Source organism: Bradyrhizobium xenonodulans (assembly GCF_027594865.1).
GTDB classification, from domain to species: Bacteria; Pseudomonadota; Alphaproteobacteria; order Rhizobiales; family Xanthobacteraceae; genus Bradyrhizobium; species Bradyrhizobium xenonodulans.
The window spans coordinates 5,956,120-5,971,597 of sequence record NZ_CP089391.1 but is presented as its reverse complement, the minus strand read 5'-3'; the positions used below and the strand labels follow the sequence as shown (position 1 = coordinate 5,971,597).

Here is a 15,478-nt window from a genome sequence, read left to right as displayed (position 1 = left end):
ATGCCGCGTCTCTCCCGTCATCTCAAGAACGCGCGAATGGCGTCCGCGATCTCGCGTGCATGCGTCTCGAGCGCGAAATGGCCGGTGTCGAAGAACTGCACCACCGCATTGGGATTGTCGCGCTTGAAGGCTTCGGCGCCGGGCGGGATGAAGAACGGGTCGTTCTTGCCCCAGACCGCCAGGAACGGCGGCTTGTGGTTGCGGAAATAGTCCTGGAAGGCCGGATAGAGCGCAACGTTGCTCTTGTAGTCGCCGAACAGGTCGAGCTGCACGTCGTCGGAGCCGGGGCGCGCGAGATAGAAATTGTCGAGGTTCTGGCCGTCCGGTGACACGATCGTCGGATCGGGGACGCCATGCGTGTACTGCCAGCGCGTTGCTTCCGGCGTGAGGAAGCCGCGCAGAGCCTCGCGATTGGCCTGCGACGGGTCCTGCCAATAGGCCTTGATCGGGGTCCAGCCGTCGCTGAGGCCATCCTCATAGGCGTTGCCATTCTGCGAGATGATCGCCGTGATCCGCTCGGGGTGGCGCAGCGCCAGCCGGAAGCCGGTCGGCGCACCATAATCGAACACATAGACGGAGAAGCGGTCGAAGCCGATCACCTCGGTGAAGCGCTCGATCACGTGCGCGACATTGTCGAAGGTGTAGCGGAATGTTTCGCGCGCAGGCATGTCGGACTGCCCGAAGCCGGGAAGATCGGGCGCCACGATGTGAAACCTGTCTGCGAGCAACGGGATCAGGTCGCGGAACATGTGACCGGCGCTCGGGAAGCCATGCAGCAGCAGAAGCTTCGGCGCGCCTTTGGCACCGGCCTCGCGATAGAACACCTTGAAGCCATCGACATCCGCGGTGCGGTAGGTCGTCGGGGTCATGACCGTCTCCGTTTTTGTAACCTGACAAATCGTATTTATCAGGTTACTAACTTAGGGTAACTTGTCAATCGTCATTATACAGGTTACTTAAGCTGCCTCATCGGGCCAGCCAAGGACCGCCCATGGACAGACCGCCCGCCATGTTCATTGCCGACTCGCTCGGTCTCGATTTCCTCAACTCGGTGGCGACGCCGGTCGATACGCCCGTGGATTGGCTCGACGATGGCAATGGTCTGATCGACTGGCTGACTCAGGCGAAGCTGGTGCCTGCGGACGAGCTCGACGCGCTGAAGGCGCGCGCGAGGCCTGGGGAGCTGGACAAAGCCGCCGATCAGGCGCGCGACCTGCGCGAATGGTTTCGTGGCTTCGTTCTGGAGCATGCGGGCCGGCCGCTCGCGGCGGAGGCGTTGCGCGAGCTCGGTCCGCTGAACAGCCTGCTGGAGCGCGACGAAGCCTACAGCCGGATCGAAGCCCGGCATGATGACGGCAATCACGGCCTCGCGCTGCGGATGACACGGCGCTGGCAATCGCCGCAATCCCTGCTGCTGCCGATCGGCGAAGCGCTGGCGAAATTCGTCTGCGAGGAGGATTTCGCCGACGTGAAGGCATGCGAAGGCCATAACTGCACGATGCTGTTCGTCGACCACACCCGCAGACGCGCGCGACGATGGTGCACGATGGCGGTCTGCGGCAACCGTGCCAAGCAGGCCGCGCACCGCGACAGGCTCAAGCACAGGCACTGACCGAGGGCAGTGCCACATGCGGCGCAGCCTAGAGCATGATCCGGAAAAGTGCGAAGCGGTTTTCCGAAAAGATCATGCTCAAACAACAACCTAAAGCGCGATGACGATTCATCGTAATCTCATCGCGCCTTAGGCAGCCGTCACTCGGATCGGCATGCTCTCCAGCCCGCGCAGGGAATTGTTGAGCCTGCGCTTCGGCTCGGCCGTGAGCTCGATGGTCTTCACGCGCCTTGCGAGCTCGCTGAAGATCAGTTCGCCTTCCAGGCGCGCGATCATCTGGCCGACGCAGGCGTGAATGCCGGCGCCGAAGCCGACATGCCCGGTGGCAACCCGCTCGACCTCGAAGCGGTCGGCTCCGTCCCATCGCGCGGGATCGCGATTGGCGGAGGCCATGAACAGCAGCACCTTGCGGTGGGCGGGGATCACGCCGCCACCGATCTCGACGTCGCGCGAGGTGGTGCGAAAGAACGTCTGCACCGGTGAATCATAGCGCAGGCCTTCCTCGAAGGCGTTGCGCGCCAGCTCAGGCTTGTGGTGGAGCTTGCGATATTCATCCGGATGCGTGGCGAGCGCGAGCAGGGTGTTGCCGATGCCGTTGACCGTGGTGTCGATCCCGGCGGTGAGGAACGGTCGCACCAGATGGGTTGCTTCGTGCTCGCTGATTTCGCCCTCATCGGCCGCTTGGTAGATCATCATGCCGAGGCTGTCGGGCTGTAGCGCATCTCGGGCGCAGCATTCCATGATCCAGCTTTGCGCGGCGAGGCCTGCCTTGCGCGATGTGGCCAGCATTTCATTGTCAGGGCCGAAGCTGTCGAACACAAACGTGCTCCAGGCCAGCAGCTTCTCGCGGCCATCCGGCCGGATGCCGATCGTATCCGGAAACACCTTCATGGGATAGGCTTCGGCCAGGTCGCTCACGGCATCAAACGTGCCCTTGTCGATCAGCTCCGCGACCTTCCTCTCCGCCTCCCGTTGAAACGTCTCCCGTAGCTTCCTTGCGACGCCCGGAGACAGCGTGCGGCCGAGGACCCGCCGGCCCTTGTCGTGGTCGGGCGGGTCGATCTGGAGCGTGAGCGGCTTCGGCAGCGCAGGGTTCATCCCGTGCAGCCCGACGCCCTCACCGCTGATGAACGTCTTCCAGTCCTTCAGGGCCGGCTCGACCTCGGCATAGCCGGCCATCGCCCACACGCCATAGCGCTCCAGCGCGAATACGGGCCCGAGCGCGCGCAACGCCTCATAGGCAGGGTAGGGGTCCATCAGGAAGTCAGGCGCGAACGGGTCGACCGGACTGGAGGCGATGCCGCTCATGATCAGCTCCGCTTCCTATTGCTTGCTCAGCGGGCACTGGCCTTCGCTCTCGGCGCGGAACGCGTCCTCGCCCTTGATGGTGGCGACGACCTTCAACAGATCCCAGGTGGATTTCGACTCCTCGGGCGCCTTGACCTGGAGCAAATAGAGCGGGTGGATCTTGCGTCCGTCTTTGCGGATATAGCCCTTGCCGAACAGAGGATCGTCGGTCGGCATCTCCTTCATCGCGGCGACGACGGCCTTGCCGTCCTTGGCGCTGCCGGCCTTGTCGACCGCCTTGAGATAGTGAATGATCGAGGCATAGACGCCGGCCTGCATGTCGTTCGGATAGGCCTTCGAGGGAATGCGCTCGGCGAAGCGTTTTGCGAAAGCACGTGTGCCGTCGTTCAGATCCCAGTAGAACGGATTCATGATCTGCGCGCCTTGCGCAAACTTCAGCCCGAGCGCGGGAAGGCCGTTCATGCCCAGGATCAATCCGACCAGTTTGTGGTCCTTGGTCAGTCCGAACTCGGCGGCCTGCTTCATTGACGTGATGGTGTCGTCGCCGGCATTGGCAAAGCCGATGACATTCGCGCCCGAGGCCTGGGCCTGGAGCAGGAACGAGGCGTAATCGGCCGTTCCCAGCGGGTGCCGCACGCTGCCGAGGACCTCGCCGCCGGATGCCTTGACGGCCTCGGCCGCCTGCTTTTCCAGGTCATGGCCGAAGGCATAGTCGGCGGTGATGAAGAACCACTTCTTGCCGCCCTGCTGCACGATCGCCTTGCCGAGGCCGCGCCCGTAGGCATAGGTGTCGTAGGTCCAGTGCACGGTGTTCGGCGTGCACTTCTCGCCGGTCAGGAGCACCGTGCCGGCGCCAGATCCGACGAAGACCTTGTTCTTCTCGGCGCTCATGCCGGCCACTGCCAGCGCGATCGACGAGTTCGGGATGTCGAAGATCGCATCGACGCCCTCGTTCTCGTACCAGCGCCGGGCGATGCCGATCCCGATGTCGGTCTTGTTCTGGTGGTCGGCTGCGACGACCTCGACCGGCTTGCCGGCGGCCTTTCCGCCATAATCCTCGACCGCCATCTTAGCGGCGACGACTGAGCCAATGCCCTGATAGCTCGCGAACGGACCGGACTGGTCGTTCAGGATGCCGATCTTCACGGCGTCCTGTGCGAATGCCGGCGCGGCGGTCAGAGTTGCGGCCAAGATGCATAATTTATGCAGGAATTTGCTGTTCATTGTGTCCCTCCCATGTGCGGTCTTGGTGCCGCTGAATAATAGTTATATTTTATAGCTATTTTTGAGAGTGTCAATTCGGCCCGCCCTTGGATTGAGAATCATGAGCCCGAAAACCGTCAGACCCGGAGCGAAGCCTGCTCAGCAGATGGAGAACTCGCTGGACCTGCGCGCGCTGCAGCGGACGCCCGGCTTCATGCTGCGCCTCGCGCAGCTGAAATTTTTCGAAGGGTTTTACGAGGAGTTCGCCGCCTTGGGCCTGACGCCCGCGACCTATGCGATCTTCGCCGTCATTCGCGACAATCCCGGCGTGCCGCCGAGCAGTCTCGCCAGCCTGCTCCGGCTGCGGTTGCCGAATTTGATCAAGATCCTGAACGAGCTCGAATCGTCGGGCTTCATCAAGCGCAACCGCTCGAAGTCCGATCGCCGCGCCGTCGAGCTCGTGCTCACGCCGAAGGGCGCAAAGCTCATTGCCGAGGGGGCAAGGCTGACGGAGCCCTATAACCGGAAGATGCTGGCCCCGCTCACCGAGGCCGAGCAGCGCACGCTGCTCGAATTGCTGAACCGAATGCTGCCGTTTTAGCCGATTGCGAGCGCAAACTGAGGCCAATCGTCGCAAAGTCCCGTCAAGTCCTGCATGTGTGTGGCGGATCGTTGCTGGCTGCTTCCATGCCCCAAAATCCGCCAAATCGGCCGTCACTAAGCCAGTTTGGGAGAGGCCCTTGCCTCCCGTGGTGGGACTGCTGGACTGATGCTTGATCCAAGGCGAATTGTGGTGCTGGCAGCGGTTGCGCTGCTCGCCCTGGGCATCGGCACGGCCGCAGGCTCTCCCGCCAAGTCGAAGCGCCAGGCCGTGACGGCCACCGCGCCGCCTCCCGCTCCCGTCGAGCCTCTGCCGCCGCCAAAGATCTACCTGTTCCGCGGCGCCATGGGCCCGATCTTCTCGACCGGCATGGACCGGCTCGAAGAGAAGCTGACCAAGGCCGGCTTCTCGGCCAATGTCTATGAATTCACCATCTGCCGGTGGATCGGCGATCGCGCCATCACCAGCTACAAGGAGAGCCCGGCGCCGATCGTGCTGATCGGCCACTCCATGGGCGGGCTGTGCTCGGTCGTCATCTCCGAAATGGCGGCCAAGGAGAACATCCCGATCAGCCTCGTCATCGCCATCGATCCCGCGCATGCGACCGGCGACGTGCCGCTCAACGTCGAGCGCTTCATCAACATCTTCCTCTCCGACAGCGTGCTCGGCGGCGGCGACGTCGTGGCCGTGCCCGGTTATCGCGGCCATTACGCGAGCTACGATCTGAAGGAAAACAGCCGGGTCTCGCACATCAACATCGAGAAGTCGGACGAGATCCACCGCCAGATCGTCGACATGGTGACGCAGTTGCCGCGCATCCCGGTGCAGAGCCAGGCCGATGCCGTGCCGCTGCGCTATCTCGTGCCTGCGAATACGCTGGTCGAATTATGGGACAGCGGCGTGCGGCTGCCGGTGCGCGCCGGCGACACCATGGCGAGCATCGCCGCCGCCAATCGCGTACCGCTGTGGACGCTGGCGCAGAGCAACTCGCTGGCGGAGAACGCGCAGCTCACGCCGGGGCAGACCATCATCGTCCCACGCCACCTGACGCCGCCTGAGCCTGCCGCCGCGATGGCGACGCCGACGCGGCGGTAACCCCGAAGACCACCGTCAGCCGGCCAAGGTCACACGATGAGATCGTGCGGCACATGATGCCCGGCTGAACCGCCCGCAATGTGAAGGCCATGGTCCAGCTGCGAAACGTCGGTGGCTGAAGCGGCGCCACCATGTTCGTCGGCTTTTGCCATGTGTTCGTGATGACCGGGTGGCGCCGGGACATCGTCCAAAAATGTGATGCTCGATTTCTCGATCGCCGGCTTCAGGAATTTGAAGGAATCATCCGACGCGTGCGGATTTGCTTGCGAGTTTCCGTGTGTGCCGGGTGCTCCATCTGCCGCAGAATGCAGTTGAGAATGAGGCCCGTCCGGTCTCTCGGTCGGACCATGACCGTGCTCGCTTGCTTGAGGAGAAATCGAATGAGCGCCGTCGCCGTTCCCGAGGCCCTTCTGCGAGGCGGCATCAACTGCACTCCCGGTATCGGCAGCACGCGCATGGCCAGGAGCCTCGGCAGACTTGCCATTGCCGAGATGTTGGTCGGTCGCAAGGAGCTCGTTCGGCACGACCAGAGAGATATCCAGCGTGGCATGATTTTCCATCGCCGCGCCGCCCGCACCAATTCCGTTCGGATAGGTGTTGTTGCTGGTCTCGGTCTGTTCGAAGACAAATCTGAAGCCGTCCATCGAAAGCAAAACGTACGCCGGTTCGGAGACGATGGATTGCGTCGCGGTCTCGCCCGTGGTGGAAGCGGTGCTCTCGTCGCTCCACCGGCTCCAGGGTTGATCATCGCGGGAATAGCTCACATCGAGCGCGGTTGAACTCCAGTCGAACGAAAGAGTGCCGGTACTGTCCGTCGTTCCGGTTGAGATGTCGGAAGTGCTGGTCGTCACAAGCGTCGTGTCACTTTGCATCGCTACGGTCGGATCGATCGCTTCGCTCACAGCCAGGGCCGGTGCCGCGCTTTGGTCCACGATGAAGTCCGACGAATCGACGGTCGCGATGCCCTGGAGATGAACTTCCAGCAGGCCGGAATCGCCGATCTGGAGAGTTTGATCCGTTGGATTGACATACACGATGGTTTCATTGGCTGAGCTGTCGTAGACCCAGGCGATGGTGTGGGGCGGCACGGACGTGCTTGTGGAGCTCAGAGCCAGGATCACGAATCCGAGCGCGCCTATGGCCGTCAAATCGATCCTGTCGGTTCCTGATCTGAAGTCACTGACCGTGTCGAACCGGCCCGCACTGGAATCTGCCGCCGACAGATAAACGAAGACATCACTGCCATTGCCGCCCGTGAGCTTGTCCGGGCCGAGCCCGCCGATGATGGTGTCGTTCTCGTTGCTGCCGTCGATATTGTCCTGTCCCGATCCACCGTAGATGACGTCATCGCCGTTATTGCCCTTGATCGTATCGTTGCCCGATCCGCCGAAGATGGTGTCGTTCACGCCGGTGCCGTTGATGGTGTCGTCACCGGCGCCCCCGTAGACGGTTTGGGGAATGTTGCCGCCACCGGCGATACTGTCGCTTCCAGGAGTGCCGTAGACAAACGGGGCATCGGATACGACCGTGGCGCCTGTCGCCAAATTGTCGAAGTCGTTGGGGTCGGCGTCGCTGGCGCCATGGATGGCGATCGTCACCTCTTGCGTGGTGCCGTCGATCGTCGTCACCGCGAAGTGATCAGTGAGCGTGTCGCCGACATCGAGTGCGTCCACCACGCTGTTGTTGTTGTCGAGGGTATAGGTCCAAACCCCGGATGCGGTCATGGTGAAGGTGCCGTAGCCGCCGTCGCTTGCCGTGCGCGAAGTGACCGCCGTGAAGGTATTGGCGGGATTGTCGAGGTCGGTGTCAGTGAGCGTGCCGGTCGCAGCCGGCGTGCCGGAGGAGATGCCGCCGGCTTCGAGCACCGAGCCCGTCTTGGTTCCGGAAATGACGGCAGCGTCATTCGTGCCGTGGATCGTGATCGTCACCACCTGCGGCGTGCCGTCGACAGTCGTGACGGTGAACTGATCGGTCTGGGTATCGCCGACATTGAGAGCCTGCACGGTGCTGTTGCTGTTGTCGAGCGTGTACGTCCACGTGCCCAGCGCCGTCATGGTGAAGGTGCCGAAGCCGCCCGCGCTCGTCCTCGGCGTACCGACCGGGGTGAAGGTGTTCGACGTGTTGTCAGGATCGACATCGGTCAGTGTGCCAGCCGCAGTTTGCGTGCCAGGCGTGCCATTGGCTATGCCTCCGGCCTCGACCACCGAGCCGGTCGTGGCTCCGGAAACCACCGCAGCATCGTTGCTGCCGTTGATGGTGATCGTCACCACCTGTGCCGTGCCGTCGGCCGTGGTCACCGTGAAGTTGTCGGTCAGCGTGTCGCCATTGTTGAGCGCCGCCACCACGGTGTTGGTATTGTCGAGTGCGTAGGTCCACGTCCCGGCCGCGGTGATCGTGAAGCTGCCATAGCCGTGGGCGCTTGCCGTCGGCGAGACGACGGCCGCGAACGTGTTGGCCGGATTGTCGACATCCGCCGCGGCGAGGGTGCCCGTCGCGACCGGCGCGCCGGGCGAAGCGCCGCTCGCCTCGACGACCGAACCGGTCGCGGTGCCGGAGATGACGGCGGCATCGTTGCTGCCGTGGATCGTGATGGTCACGACCTGGGGAGTGCCGTCGATGCTGGTCACTGTAAAGGTATCGATCAGGGTATCGCCGGCATTCAAGGCCTGTACTGAGCTGTTGCCGTCGTCGAGCGTGTAGGTCCACACTCCGGCGGCCGTCATCGTGAAATGGCCGTAGCCGCCGGTGCTCCTGGTCGGTGAACTGACCGCCGTGAAGGTGTTGGGCGGGTTGTCGACGTCCGTGTCCGTGAGCGTGCCGGTCGCGGTCGGTGTACCCGGTGCCGCGTTGGCGACGCCGCCCGCTTCCGCCGCCGTGCCGCTGGCGTTGCCTGAGATCGTGGCAGTGTCGTTGACGCCATGAATCGCGATGGTGAAGGTCTGACTCGCCGTGAGCCCGCCGTCCGAGACCGTGACGATAAAGCTTGTGGTCGTCGGCGCCGACAAGGCATTGATCGCATCGCTGTTCGGAACAAAAATGTAGGCGCCGGATGTGCTGTTGAGATAGAGGGTGCCATACGGACCGGCCTGCGAGATATCGTATGTCGCTCCATTCAGGACCGTGGTGCCGACCGTCCCTCCGCTGAGGCCGTAGGTCAGCGTGGAGCCGAACAGGCTGCTGGCGGTGAAGGTGCCGCTTGTCTCGGTAAACTGGTCGAACGTGATCGTATCGATCTCGACTGGTCCGGCCGGCAGGATCAGTGTCGGCAACGGCCGCTCGACCAATGGGAGGACGATCACCGGCTGTGGCGGAAGCTGGTTTGGCGGCGCAGTCGTGTTATCCGATGTAAAGTTGATGTGCTGCAGCGCGAGCGAGCTGCCGAAATTGGGCGTGCTGGATCCCGTCGGACCGCGCGTGAGATTGGCGAGCACGTCCTGTTGCGCCGCCTGTAGCTCCTCCATGCGAGCCGCACTGTTGGCAACCTGGTTCACGATGACCGAGGAGCCGATCCTCTTCAGGACAACGGTCTCGCCGGGATCTTCTACGATGATGTGTCGCGGCACCGGCTCCTTGGTGATGAGCTCGAAGGCGCCGTGCCGCAGGTCCTTGTAGGTGATCCTGTCATCATCCAGGAATGTGGCGTCCGGGTCGGCGGCGTTTGCGTCCGTCATCATCGAGAAGGTCAACGCCGCAAGCGTCAACATGCCGAAACCGCTCGAATAGGAGCGCCCGCGAATGCTTCCAATCGGTGTCTCGAACGTCAGAGCGCCGCCGTTTTCCAATCGGCCGGCCGCGAAGGAAAAGCTTCCCCGGGTGACCCCAAGCACGATCGAATGCACGGCGCCGTCGGAATCGTAAGCGTAATCGCTCAGCTCGACGCGAGAGCCGCCGCCCACGTTGAAAACGGTGTTGTCGATCAGCAGAATTCCGATCTGCGCGTCCGCGGCAGTCTCGATTATGTCACCATGACAGACAGGGTCGCCAACGCTGACTTGAGCGGCGGTGCCGGCGTCACGCGTGAGAGTGGCGTAACCAATCGCTGTCTGAACTATGCCGATGATCCGGTGAGGGAGGATCGCGCTGACCTCATCCCGGGGTTCAACGCCGGACGCAACTAACATGGCTTTGGCCTCGCCGGTCGGGCAAATCAGGCTCAGCGCGGTGCCGCAGTCTTCTTGTTGTTGGTTTTTGCCTTCGCCACGGGGCAGAATCTATTGGCGTTGGCAACCTTGGGCCTGCACGCCGAAAACGTCTGATGAAGCAAATTGATCTTTATGGGCATAGCCAAGAGGATGACGGGCTCACGGGAGTTGCAACGTCTCGACGTGAGCGGGTATTGTCTCTCGGGGACAGTTGACGATTGAGCGGCGCGAAATGTGACTTAATTTCGGTGGCCGGGCAAATGGCTTGGGACTAACGTCCAAGGAAAAAAAGAGGTACCCCGTCTGGAAGGCTGCCGCAGGCCCGATCTAGATCGTAGATACCCACGATGCACGACGTGCGGGCTTAGCGAAAGGTTCACCGAGCCATCAGGCGGCCACGCGAACCAGATCTTCTCGGAAAGGGCGGGTCATGTGCAGGCACACGATTGCAGCTTTGGTGACCGGTTTCGTTTGGGCATTCGCGAATGTTCTCGCTGTGCCAGCGCAGGCGCAAGTCGATCCTGCGAAGCCCGGCGTTCAGGATGTGGCCCCAAAACCCATCGGGAAAGTCATAACCGCCACGGGGGAGGTCACGATCGAGCACGTAGGTGCTGTTGTCGTCCAGGCGAACTTTCCCCGCCGGGCCGCTCAAGCCAAGGTCGGCGACGTCGTGTATCTCGGCGACGTGGTTCGAACCGGAACCGACAGCCGGGTCGGCATCAACTTCAGCGATGGCTCGTCGTTCAATCTGTTGAGCAACGCTCGCATGATTTTGGACGAGTACGTATACGAACCGGCCGGCAAGTCCAATGCGACGTTCTTCAATCTGACCAAGGGGGCGGCCACGTTCGTTGCCGGCAAGGTCGCCGAGACAGGCGATATGAAGGTCGATACGCCCGTCGCAACCATGGGAATCCGAGGCACCACGCCACATATCGAAATTTCGGATGATGGTGCTGTCAGGTTTTCGACTCTTATCGAAGAGGGCAAAAGCAAATTGCTCGCGAAGCGCGCAACTGCCGCGAAGCCCGAGGGCGGACGGGGGGGCACTCCCAAGCTGAACATCTGCCGGGGATGCTGAAGCGATCTTCAGGCGGAATCTCTTCTCGCCGTCGGGCAACGAGGCGGACGCTCCGGCAGGGCCTGACACGGACAAGACCATGAGCGCCGCCATCATCGACCGCGTCGCACTCGTTCTCGCCTTGCTGTTGCTCTGTTCGCCGGCGCTGGCGGAACAGCCGCAGAAGAATGGGCAGCTCAAGAATATCGAACAGTGCAACGGTGCGGACCGCATTTCGCCCCAAGCGCGGATCGTCGGCTGTACGGCGCTCATTGATTCGGGTGAGACCAAGGCGGATGCGCTGGCTGTGGCGTACAACAATCGTGGCAATGCTTATACCGCAACGGCGGAATACGACCGCGCGATCAGGGATTTCGATCGGGCGATCGAGCTCGCGCGAGATTACGTCAAGCCGGTGAACAACCGCGGCGTGGCGTATCTCAGGAAGGGAGCCTATGACGATGCGGTCAAGGCATTCGACCAGGCAATCAAGCTCAACCCCAAATATGGCGGCGCCTTCGCCAACCGCGCGGAAGCCTACCTCAAAATGGGCCAGTACGAGCGTGCCGCTCGCGATTTCGACGAGGCCATTCGTCTCGATCCGACTTTGAGTCTTGCCTGGAGCGGACGCTGCTGGATCAGGGCGGTGCTGGGCAATCTGCAGGCCGGACTCGACGACTGCAACAGGGCGCTTCAGGCGGGATCGAACAGTGCCGCGACCTACGACTCGCGAGCGCTGATCCATTTGAAGATGAACCAGCTTCCCGCGGCCATCGATGACTACGATTCAGCGCTGCGGCTCGAGCCAAGGCTGGCAAGTGCGCTTTACGGCCGCGGGCTTGCCAGGCTCAGGCGAGGTGACAAAGCCGGTGGTGATAGCGACATCTCCGCAGCGAGGATCATCGAGGCCACGGTCGGTGACGACTTCGTCCGCCATGGCGTACAATGATGTCGGGCGACGGGACGGCTCTGCCTGGTTGGAATTAGTCGTTAGAGGTTCGACCCGTGGATCGCGTCGATCACGGCATCCGTCACGTCCTTTGTCGTCGCCTTGCCGCCGACATCGGGCGTGAGCACGCCGGCCGCGCAGACGCGCTCCACCGCCGCCATCAGCCGCATGGCCGCGTCCTTCTCGCCGAGATGCTCGAGCATCTGTGCGCCGGTCCAGAACGTCGCGACCGGGTTGGCGATGCCCTTGCCGGTGATGTCGAAGGCCGAGCCGTGGATCGGCTCGAACATCGAGGGGAAGCGGCGCTGCGGATCGATGTTTCCGGTCGGCGCCACGCCGAGGCTCCCCGCCAGCGCGCCGGCGAGGTCCGAGAGGATGTCGGCGTGGAGATTGGTCGCGACGATGGTGTCGAGGCTCTTCGGATGCAGCGTCATGCGCACCGTCATGGCATCGACCAGCATCTTGTCCCAGGTGACGTCGGGGAATTCGCCGGCGACTTCGGCGGCGATCTCATCCCACATCACCATGCCATGGCGCTGCGCGTTCGACTTGGTCACGACGGTCAGGAATTTGCGCGGACGCGACTGCGCGAGCTGGAACGCATAGCGCATGATCCGGGTGACGCCGACGCGGGTGAACACGGCGACCTCGGTGCCGACCTCCTCGGGGAGGCCCTTGTGCGCGCGGCCGCCCATGCCGGCATATTCGCCTTCCGAGTTCTCGCGCACGATCACCCAGTCGAGATCGCCGACACCGACATTGCGCAGCGGCGATGCCACGCCCGGCAAAATCTTGGTCGGCCGCACATTGGCGTATTGGTCAAAACCCTGGCAGATCGGCAGGCGCAGGCCCCACAGCGTGATGTGGTCGGGCACATCGGGCGCGCCGACCGCGCCGAAATAGATCGCGTCGAACTTCTTCAGCTCAGTGAGACCGTCGGCCGGCATCATCACGCCGTGCTTCTTGTAATAGTCCGAGCCCCAGTCGAACGTCTTGATGGTGAAGGCGAGGTCGCCGCTGCGTTTCGCCAGCGCCTCCAGCACGCGGACACCGGCCGAGATCACCTCGGGGCCGATGCCGTCGGCGGGGATGGCTGCGATCGAATGGGTGCGCATGGAGGTGCTCCGTTTGAGAGATCAGTGGGATTGCGAGACGGGTTCGACGGGCGCGGTTTTCGCGCGCGACAATAGCAGGGTGAGGGCCGCCGAGAGAATGAGCAGGCCGCTGACGAAATAGAGTCCGCCGACAAAACTGCCGGTCTGGTCCTTGATCCAGCCGATCATGGCAGGACCGACGAAGCCGCCGAGATTGCCGATCGAGTTGATGGTGGCGATCCCGGCTGCGGCCGCGGGGCCGGACAGGAACAGCGTCGGCATGCTCCACAACGGCGGTTTTGCCGAGGAGATGCCGATGTTGACCAGCGCCAGCGCGACCAGCACGGCGACGACGCCGGCCGCGAGCCCTGCATAGGCGAGGCCCGCAGCCGCAATCAGGCAGGCCCACACGACATGCCAGGTGCGTTCGCCGGTGCGGTCCGAATGCCGCGCCCACAGGATCATGGCGACGACGGCGGCGGTGGCCGGCAGTGCATTGAGGAAACCGACCTGAAGCGAGGACAGCCCGAACTGCTTGATGATCTGCGGCGCCCAGACGCCGAGCGTGTAGAGGCCGGCCGAGGTGCCGAAATAGATCAGTGCCAGTGCCAGCACGCGCGGATCGGCAAGCCCGCGCCAGACGCTGTGGCTCGCGGTTGCAGCCTTGCGGGTGGTCTCAGCGTTCATGGTCTCGACCAGCCAGCGGCGCTCGTCCTCGGCAAGCCATTTCGCTTTCTCGGGGCGATCGGTCAGGAAGGCCAGCACGACGAAGCCGAGCAGCACGGCCGGCAGCGCCTCCAGCACGAACAGCCATTGCCAGCCCTTGAAGCCGAACAGGCCGTCCATCTCCAGCAGCGCGCCCGAGATCGGCGAGCCCAGCACCGTCGAGAGCGGGGCGGCGGCCATGAACAGCGCGGTCACCGCGGCGCGCTGGCGCGCCGGGAACCAGTAGGAGAGGTAGAGGATGATGCCCGGAAAGAAGCCGGCTTCGGCGACGCCGAGCAGGAAGCGCAGGATGTAGAAGCTGGTCGCGCCCTGCACGAAGGCCATCGCCGCCGAGACGAGGCCCCAGGTGATCATCACCCGGGCGATCCAGATCCGCGCGCCGACCTTGTGCAGGATGATGTTGGAGGGCACCTCGAACAGGAAATAGCCCCAGAAGAAGATGCCGGCACCAAAACCGTAAACGGTGGGCGACAGGCCGATGTCCTTGTTCATCGTCAGCGAGGCGAAGCCGATATTGACGCGGTCGATGAAGGCCACGAAGTACAGCAGCATGATGAAGGGAACGATGCGCCAGGTGATCTTGCGCAGCACGCGCGTCTGAATCTCGCTCGTCACCCTGACCTCCTGAAACCGGTTTTCGTTGTGCGGCAGCGAGCCTAGGCGGGGGCGGGAGGCATACTCAATTGGCGCTGGTTTATACAAAAAAATGATATAATCAGGCCGGAAGACGAGAGGACCAGGATGGAATTGCATCAGCTCCGATGCTTCGTGACGGCGGCCGAGCAGTTGCATTTTGGCCGTGCAGCGCAGCAGCTTCAGATGCTGCCGTCCGCCCTCGGCCGTCAGATCAGGCTGCTGGAAGAGGATCTGGGCACGCGGCTGTTCGCCCGGACGACGCGGGCCGTTTCACTCACGGAAGACGGCACGACGCTGCTGCGCGACGCCCGCGCCATCCTCGCCAAGGTCGAGGCGGTCGAGAGCAATTTGCGCAATCGCTCGCGCGCGGGCGCCGCGCGGCGCCTGCGGGTCGGCGCCATCGACAGCGCGGCGGCGGGATTGCTGCCGCCGCTGCTGCGGGATTTCCGCGACAAGCATCCTGAGATTGCGGTCCAGCTCCTCGAAGACAAGACCATCCGGCTGCTGCCGAAGATTTTAACCGGCGCGCTCGATCTCGCCTTCGTCCGCCCGCCGGTCCAGCCGGACAAGCGGCTCGAATTCCGCGACCTGCTCCAGGAAACCGCCATCGTGGCGTTCCCGCAGCGGCATGCGCTGGCCGGAAAGAAGTCGATCGCATTGGCGGAAATCGCCGAGGAGGCGATGCTGGTGCCGGACCGCCGCTCGCGACCGCACAGTCACGACCTCACCATCAAATTGTTCGAGCAGGCCGGGCTGACGCCGCGCATCGTGCAGGTCGCCGACGAGAAGCAGACCATCATCCATCTGGTGGCAACCAAGCTCGGCGTTGCCATCGTGCCGCGCTGGACGACGCGGATGGCGGTGACGGGCGTGCGCTTCGTGCCACTGCGGCCGAAGCAGAGCGGCCCCGTCGGCCGGCTGCCGCTCGCCGCGGCATGGCTGCGCGGCTCGCGCGATCCGGCCCGCGATGCCATGCTGGCGGTGCTGGAAGCGCGCCTGCGCAGCTATGCGCGTGAGGCGTGAGCGGCTATGACATTGGCCTGGTGAGAAGG

The 15,478-nt window shown here is 63.4% G+C and carries 12 protein-coding genes; 6 read left to right on the top strand and 6 right to left on the bottom strand.

Annotated features, from left to right (window positions below; all coding sequences use genetic code 11):
* Positions 1 to 17 precede the first annotated feature (17 nt).
* The gene (locus I3J27_RS28370) at positions 18 to 869 is read right to left on the bottom strand and encodes an alpha/beta fold hydrolase (RefSeq protein ID WP_270162174.1); all 852 of its coding nucleotides are present in this window, start codon (positions 867 to 869) and stop codon (positions 18 to 20) included.
* Positions 870 to 991: 122 nt separating this feature from the next.
* Here I3J27_RS28370 and I3J27_RS28365 point away from each other — a divergent pair, with 122 nt between their 5' ends.
* Entirely contained in the window at positions 992 to 1,612 is a 621-nt protein-coding gene (locus tag I3J27_RS28365) for a CGNR zinc finger domain-containing protein (protein ID WP_270162173.1), read from the top strand.
* Positions 1,613 to 1,741: 129 nt separating this feature from the next.
* Here I3J27_RS28365 and I3J27_RS28360 read toward each other — a convergent pair whose 3' ends face one another.
* Positions 1,742 to 2,920: a cytochrome P450 gene (locus tag I3J27_RS28360; protein WP_270162172.1), complete on the bottom strand. Its 1,179-nt coding sequence runs from the start codon at positions 2,918 to 2,920 to the stop codon at positions 1,742 to 1,744.
* 15 nt (positions 2,921 to 2,935) lie between these two features.
* A complete protein-coding gene (locus tag I3J27_RS28355; RefSeq protein ID WP_270162171.1) occupies positions 2,936 to 4,144 on the bottom strand; it encodes an ABC transporter substrate-binding protein in 1,209 nt (402 codons plus the stop codon).
* Positions 4,145 to 4,244: 100 nt separating this feature from the next.
* Between I3J27_RS28355 and I3J27_RS28350 the strand changes: the two genes are divergently transcribed.
* Both I3J27_RS28350 and I3J27_RS28345 read left to right on the top strand, forming a co-directional pair.
* Positions 4,245 to 4,724 carry a MarR family winged helix-turn-helix transcriptional regulator gene (locus tag I3J27_RS28350; protein ID WP_270162170.1) on the top strand — a complete coding sequence of 160 codons (480 nt, stop codon included), beginning with the start codon at positions 4,245 to 4,247 and terminating at the stop codon, positions 4,722 to 4,724.
* Between the two features lie 168 nt (positions 4,725 to 4,892).
* Entirely contained in the window at positions 4,893 to 5,819 is a 927-nt protein-coding gene (locus tag I3J27_RS28345; RefSeq protein ID WP_270162169.1) for a LysM peptidoglycan-binding domain-containing protein, read from the top strand.
* Between the two features lie 29 nt (positions 5,820 to 5,848).
* Here the strand turns inward: I3J27_RS28345 and I3J27_RS28340 are convergent, their stop codons facing one another.
* Complete coding sequence (locus I3J27_RS28340; protein WP_270162168.1) at positions 5,849 to 9,940, bottom strand: VCBS domain-containing protein; 4,092 nt, start codon at positions 9,938 to 9,940, stop codon at positions 5,849 to 5,851.
* Positions 9,941 to 10,418: 478 nt separating this feature from the next.
* Between I3J27_RS28340 and I3J27_RS28335 the strand changes: the two genes are divergently transcribed.
* Positions 10,419 to 11,042 (top strand): FecR family protein, encoded by a 624-nt coding sequence (locus tag I3J27_RS28335; protein ID WP_306417030.1) that lies wholly within the window; start codon positions 10,419 to 10,421, stop codon positions 11,040 to 11,042.
* A 79-nt stretch (positions 11,043 to 11,121) separates the two neighbouring features.
* Positions 11,122 to 11,970, top strand: coding sequence for a tetratricopeptide repeat protein (locus I3J27_RS28330; RefSeq protein WP_270162166.1), 849 nt, complete (start codon positions 11,122 to 11,124; stop codon positions 11,968 to 11,970).
* 41 nt (positions 11,971 to 12,011) lie between these two features.
* Here the strand turns inward: I3J27_RS28330 and I3J27_RS28325 are convergent, their stop codons facing one another.
* Complete coding sequence (locus I3J27_RS28325; protein ID WP_270162165.1) at positions 12,012 to 13,085, bottom strand: tartrate dehydrogenase; 1,074 nt, start codon at positions 13,083 to 13,085, stop codon at positions 12,012 to 12,014.
* A 21-nt stretch (positions 13,086 to 13,106) separates the two neighbouring features.
* Complete coding sequence (locus tag I3J27_RS28320; protein WP_270162164.1) at positions 13,107 to 14,405, bottom strand: MFS transporter; 1,299 nt, start codon at positions 14,403 to 14,405, stop codon at positions 13,107 to 13,109.
* A 126-nt stretch (positions 14,406 to 14,531) separates the two neighbouring features.
* Between I3J27_RS28320 and I3J27_RS28315 the strand changes: the two genes are divergently transcribed.
* Positions 14,532 to 15,449 carry a LysR family transcriptional regulator gene (locus tag I3J27_RS28315; protein ID WP_270162163.1) on the top strand — a complete coding sequence of 306 codons (918 nt, stop codon included), beginning with the start codon at positions 14,532 to 14,534 and terminating at the stop codon, positions 15,447 to 15,449.
* Positions 15,450 to 15,478: the final 29 nt, after the last annotated feature.

Coding starts and splice junctions, on each gene's coding strand:
- I3J27_RS28370 (WP_270162174.1), bottom strand. CDS start 869: ATGACCCCGACGACCTACCGCACCGCGGATGTCGATGGCTTCAAGGTG.
- I3J27_RS28365 (WP_270162173.1), top strand. CDS start 992: ATGGACAGACCGCCCGCCATGTTCATTGCCGACTCGCTCGGTCTCGAT.
- I3J27_RS28360 (WP_270162172.1), bottom strand. CDS start 2,920: ATGAGCGGCATCGCCTCCAGTCCGGTCGACCCGTTCGCGCCTGACTTC.
- I3J27_RS28355 (WP_270162171.1), bottom strand. CDS start 4,144: ATGAACAGCAAATTCCTGCATAAATTATGCATCTTGGCCGCAACTCTG.
- I3J27_RS28350 (WP_270162170.1), top strand. CDS start 4,245: ATGAGCCCGAAAACCGTCAGACCCGGAGCGAAGCCTGCTCAGCAGATG.
- I3J27_RS28345 (WP_270162169.1), top strand. CDS start 4,893: ATGCTTGATCCAAGGCGAATTGTGGTGCTGGCAGCGGTTGCGCTGCTC.
- I3J27_RS28340 (WP_270162168.1), bottom strand. CDS start 9,940: ATGTTAGTTGCGTCCGGCGTTGAACCCCGGGATGAGGTCAGCGCGATC.
- I3J27_RS28330 (WP_270162166.1), top strand. CDS start 11,122: ATGAGCGCCGCCATCATCGACCGCGTCGCACTCGTTCTCGCCTTGCTG.
- I3J27_RS28325 (WP_270162165.1), bottom strand. CDS start 13,085: ATGCGCACCCATTCGATCGCAGCCATCCCCGCCGACGGCATCGGCCCC.
- I3J27_RS28315 (WP_270162163.1), top strand. CDS start 14,532: ATGGAATTGCATCAGCTCCGATGCTTCGTGACGGCGGCCGAGCAGTTG.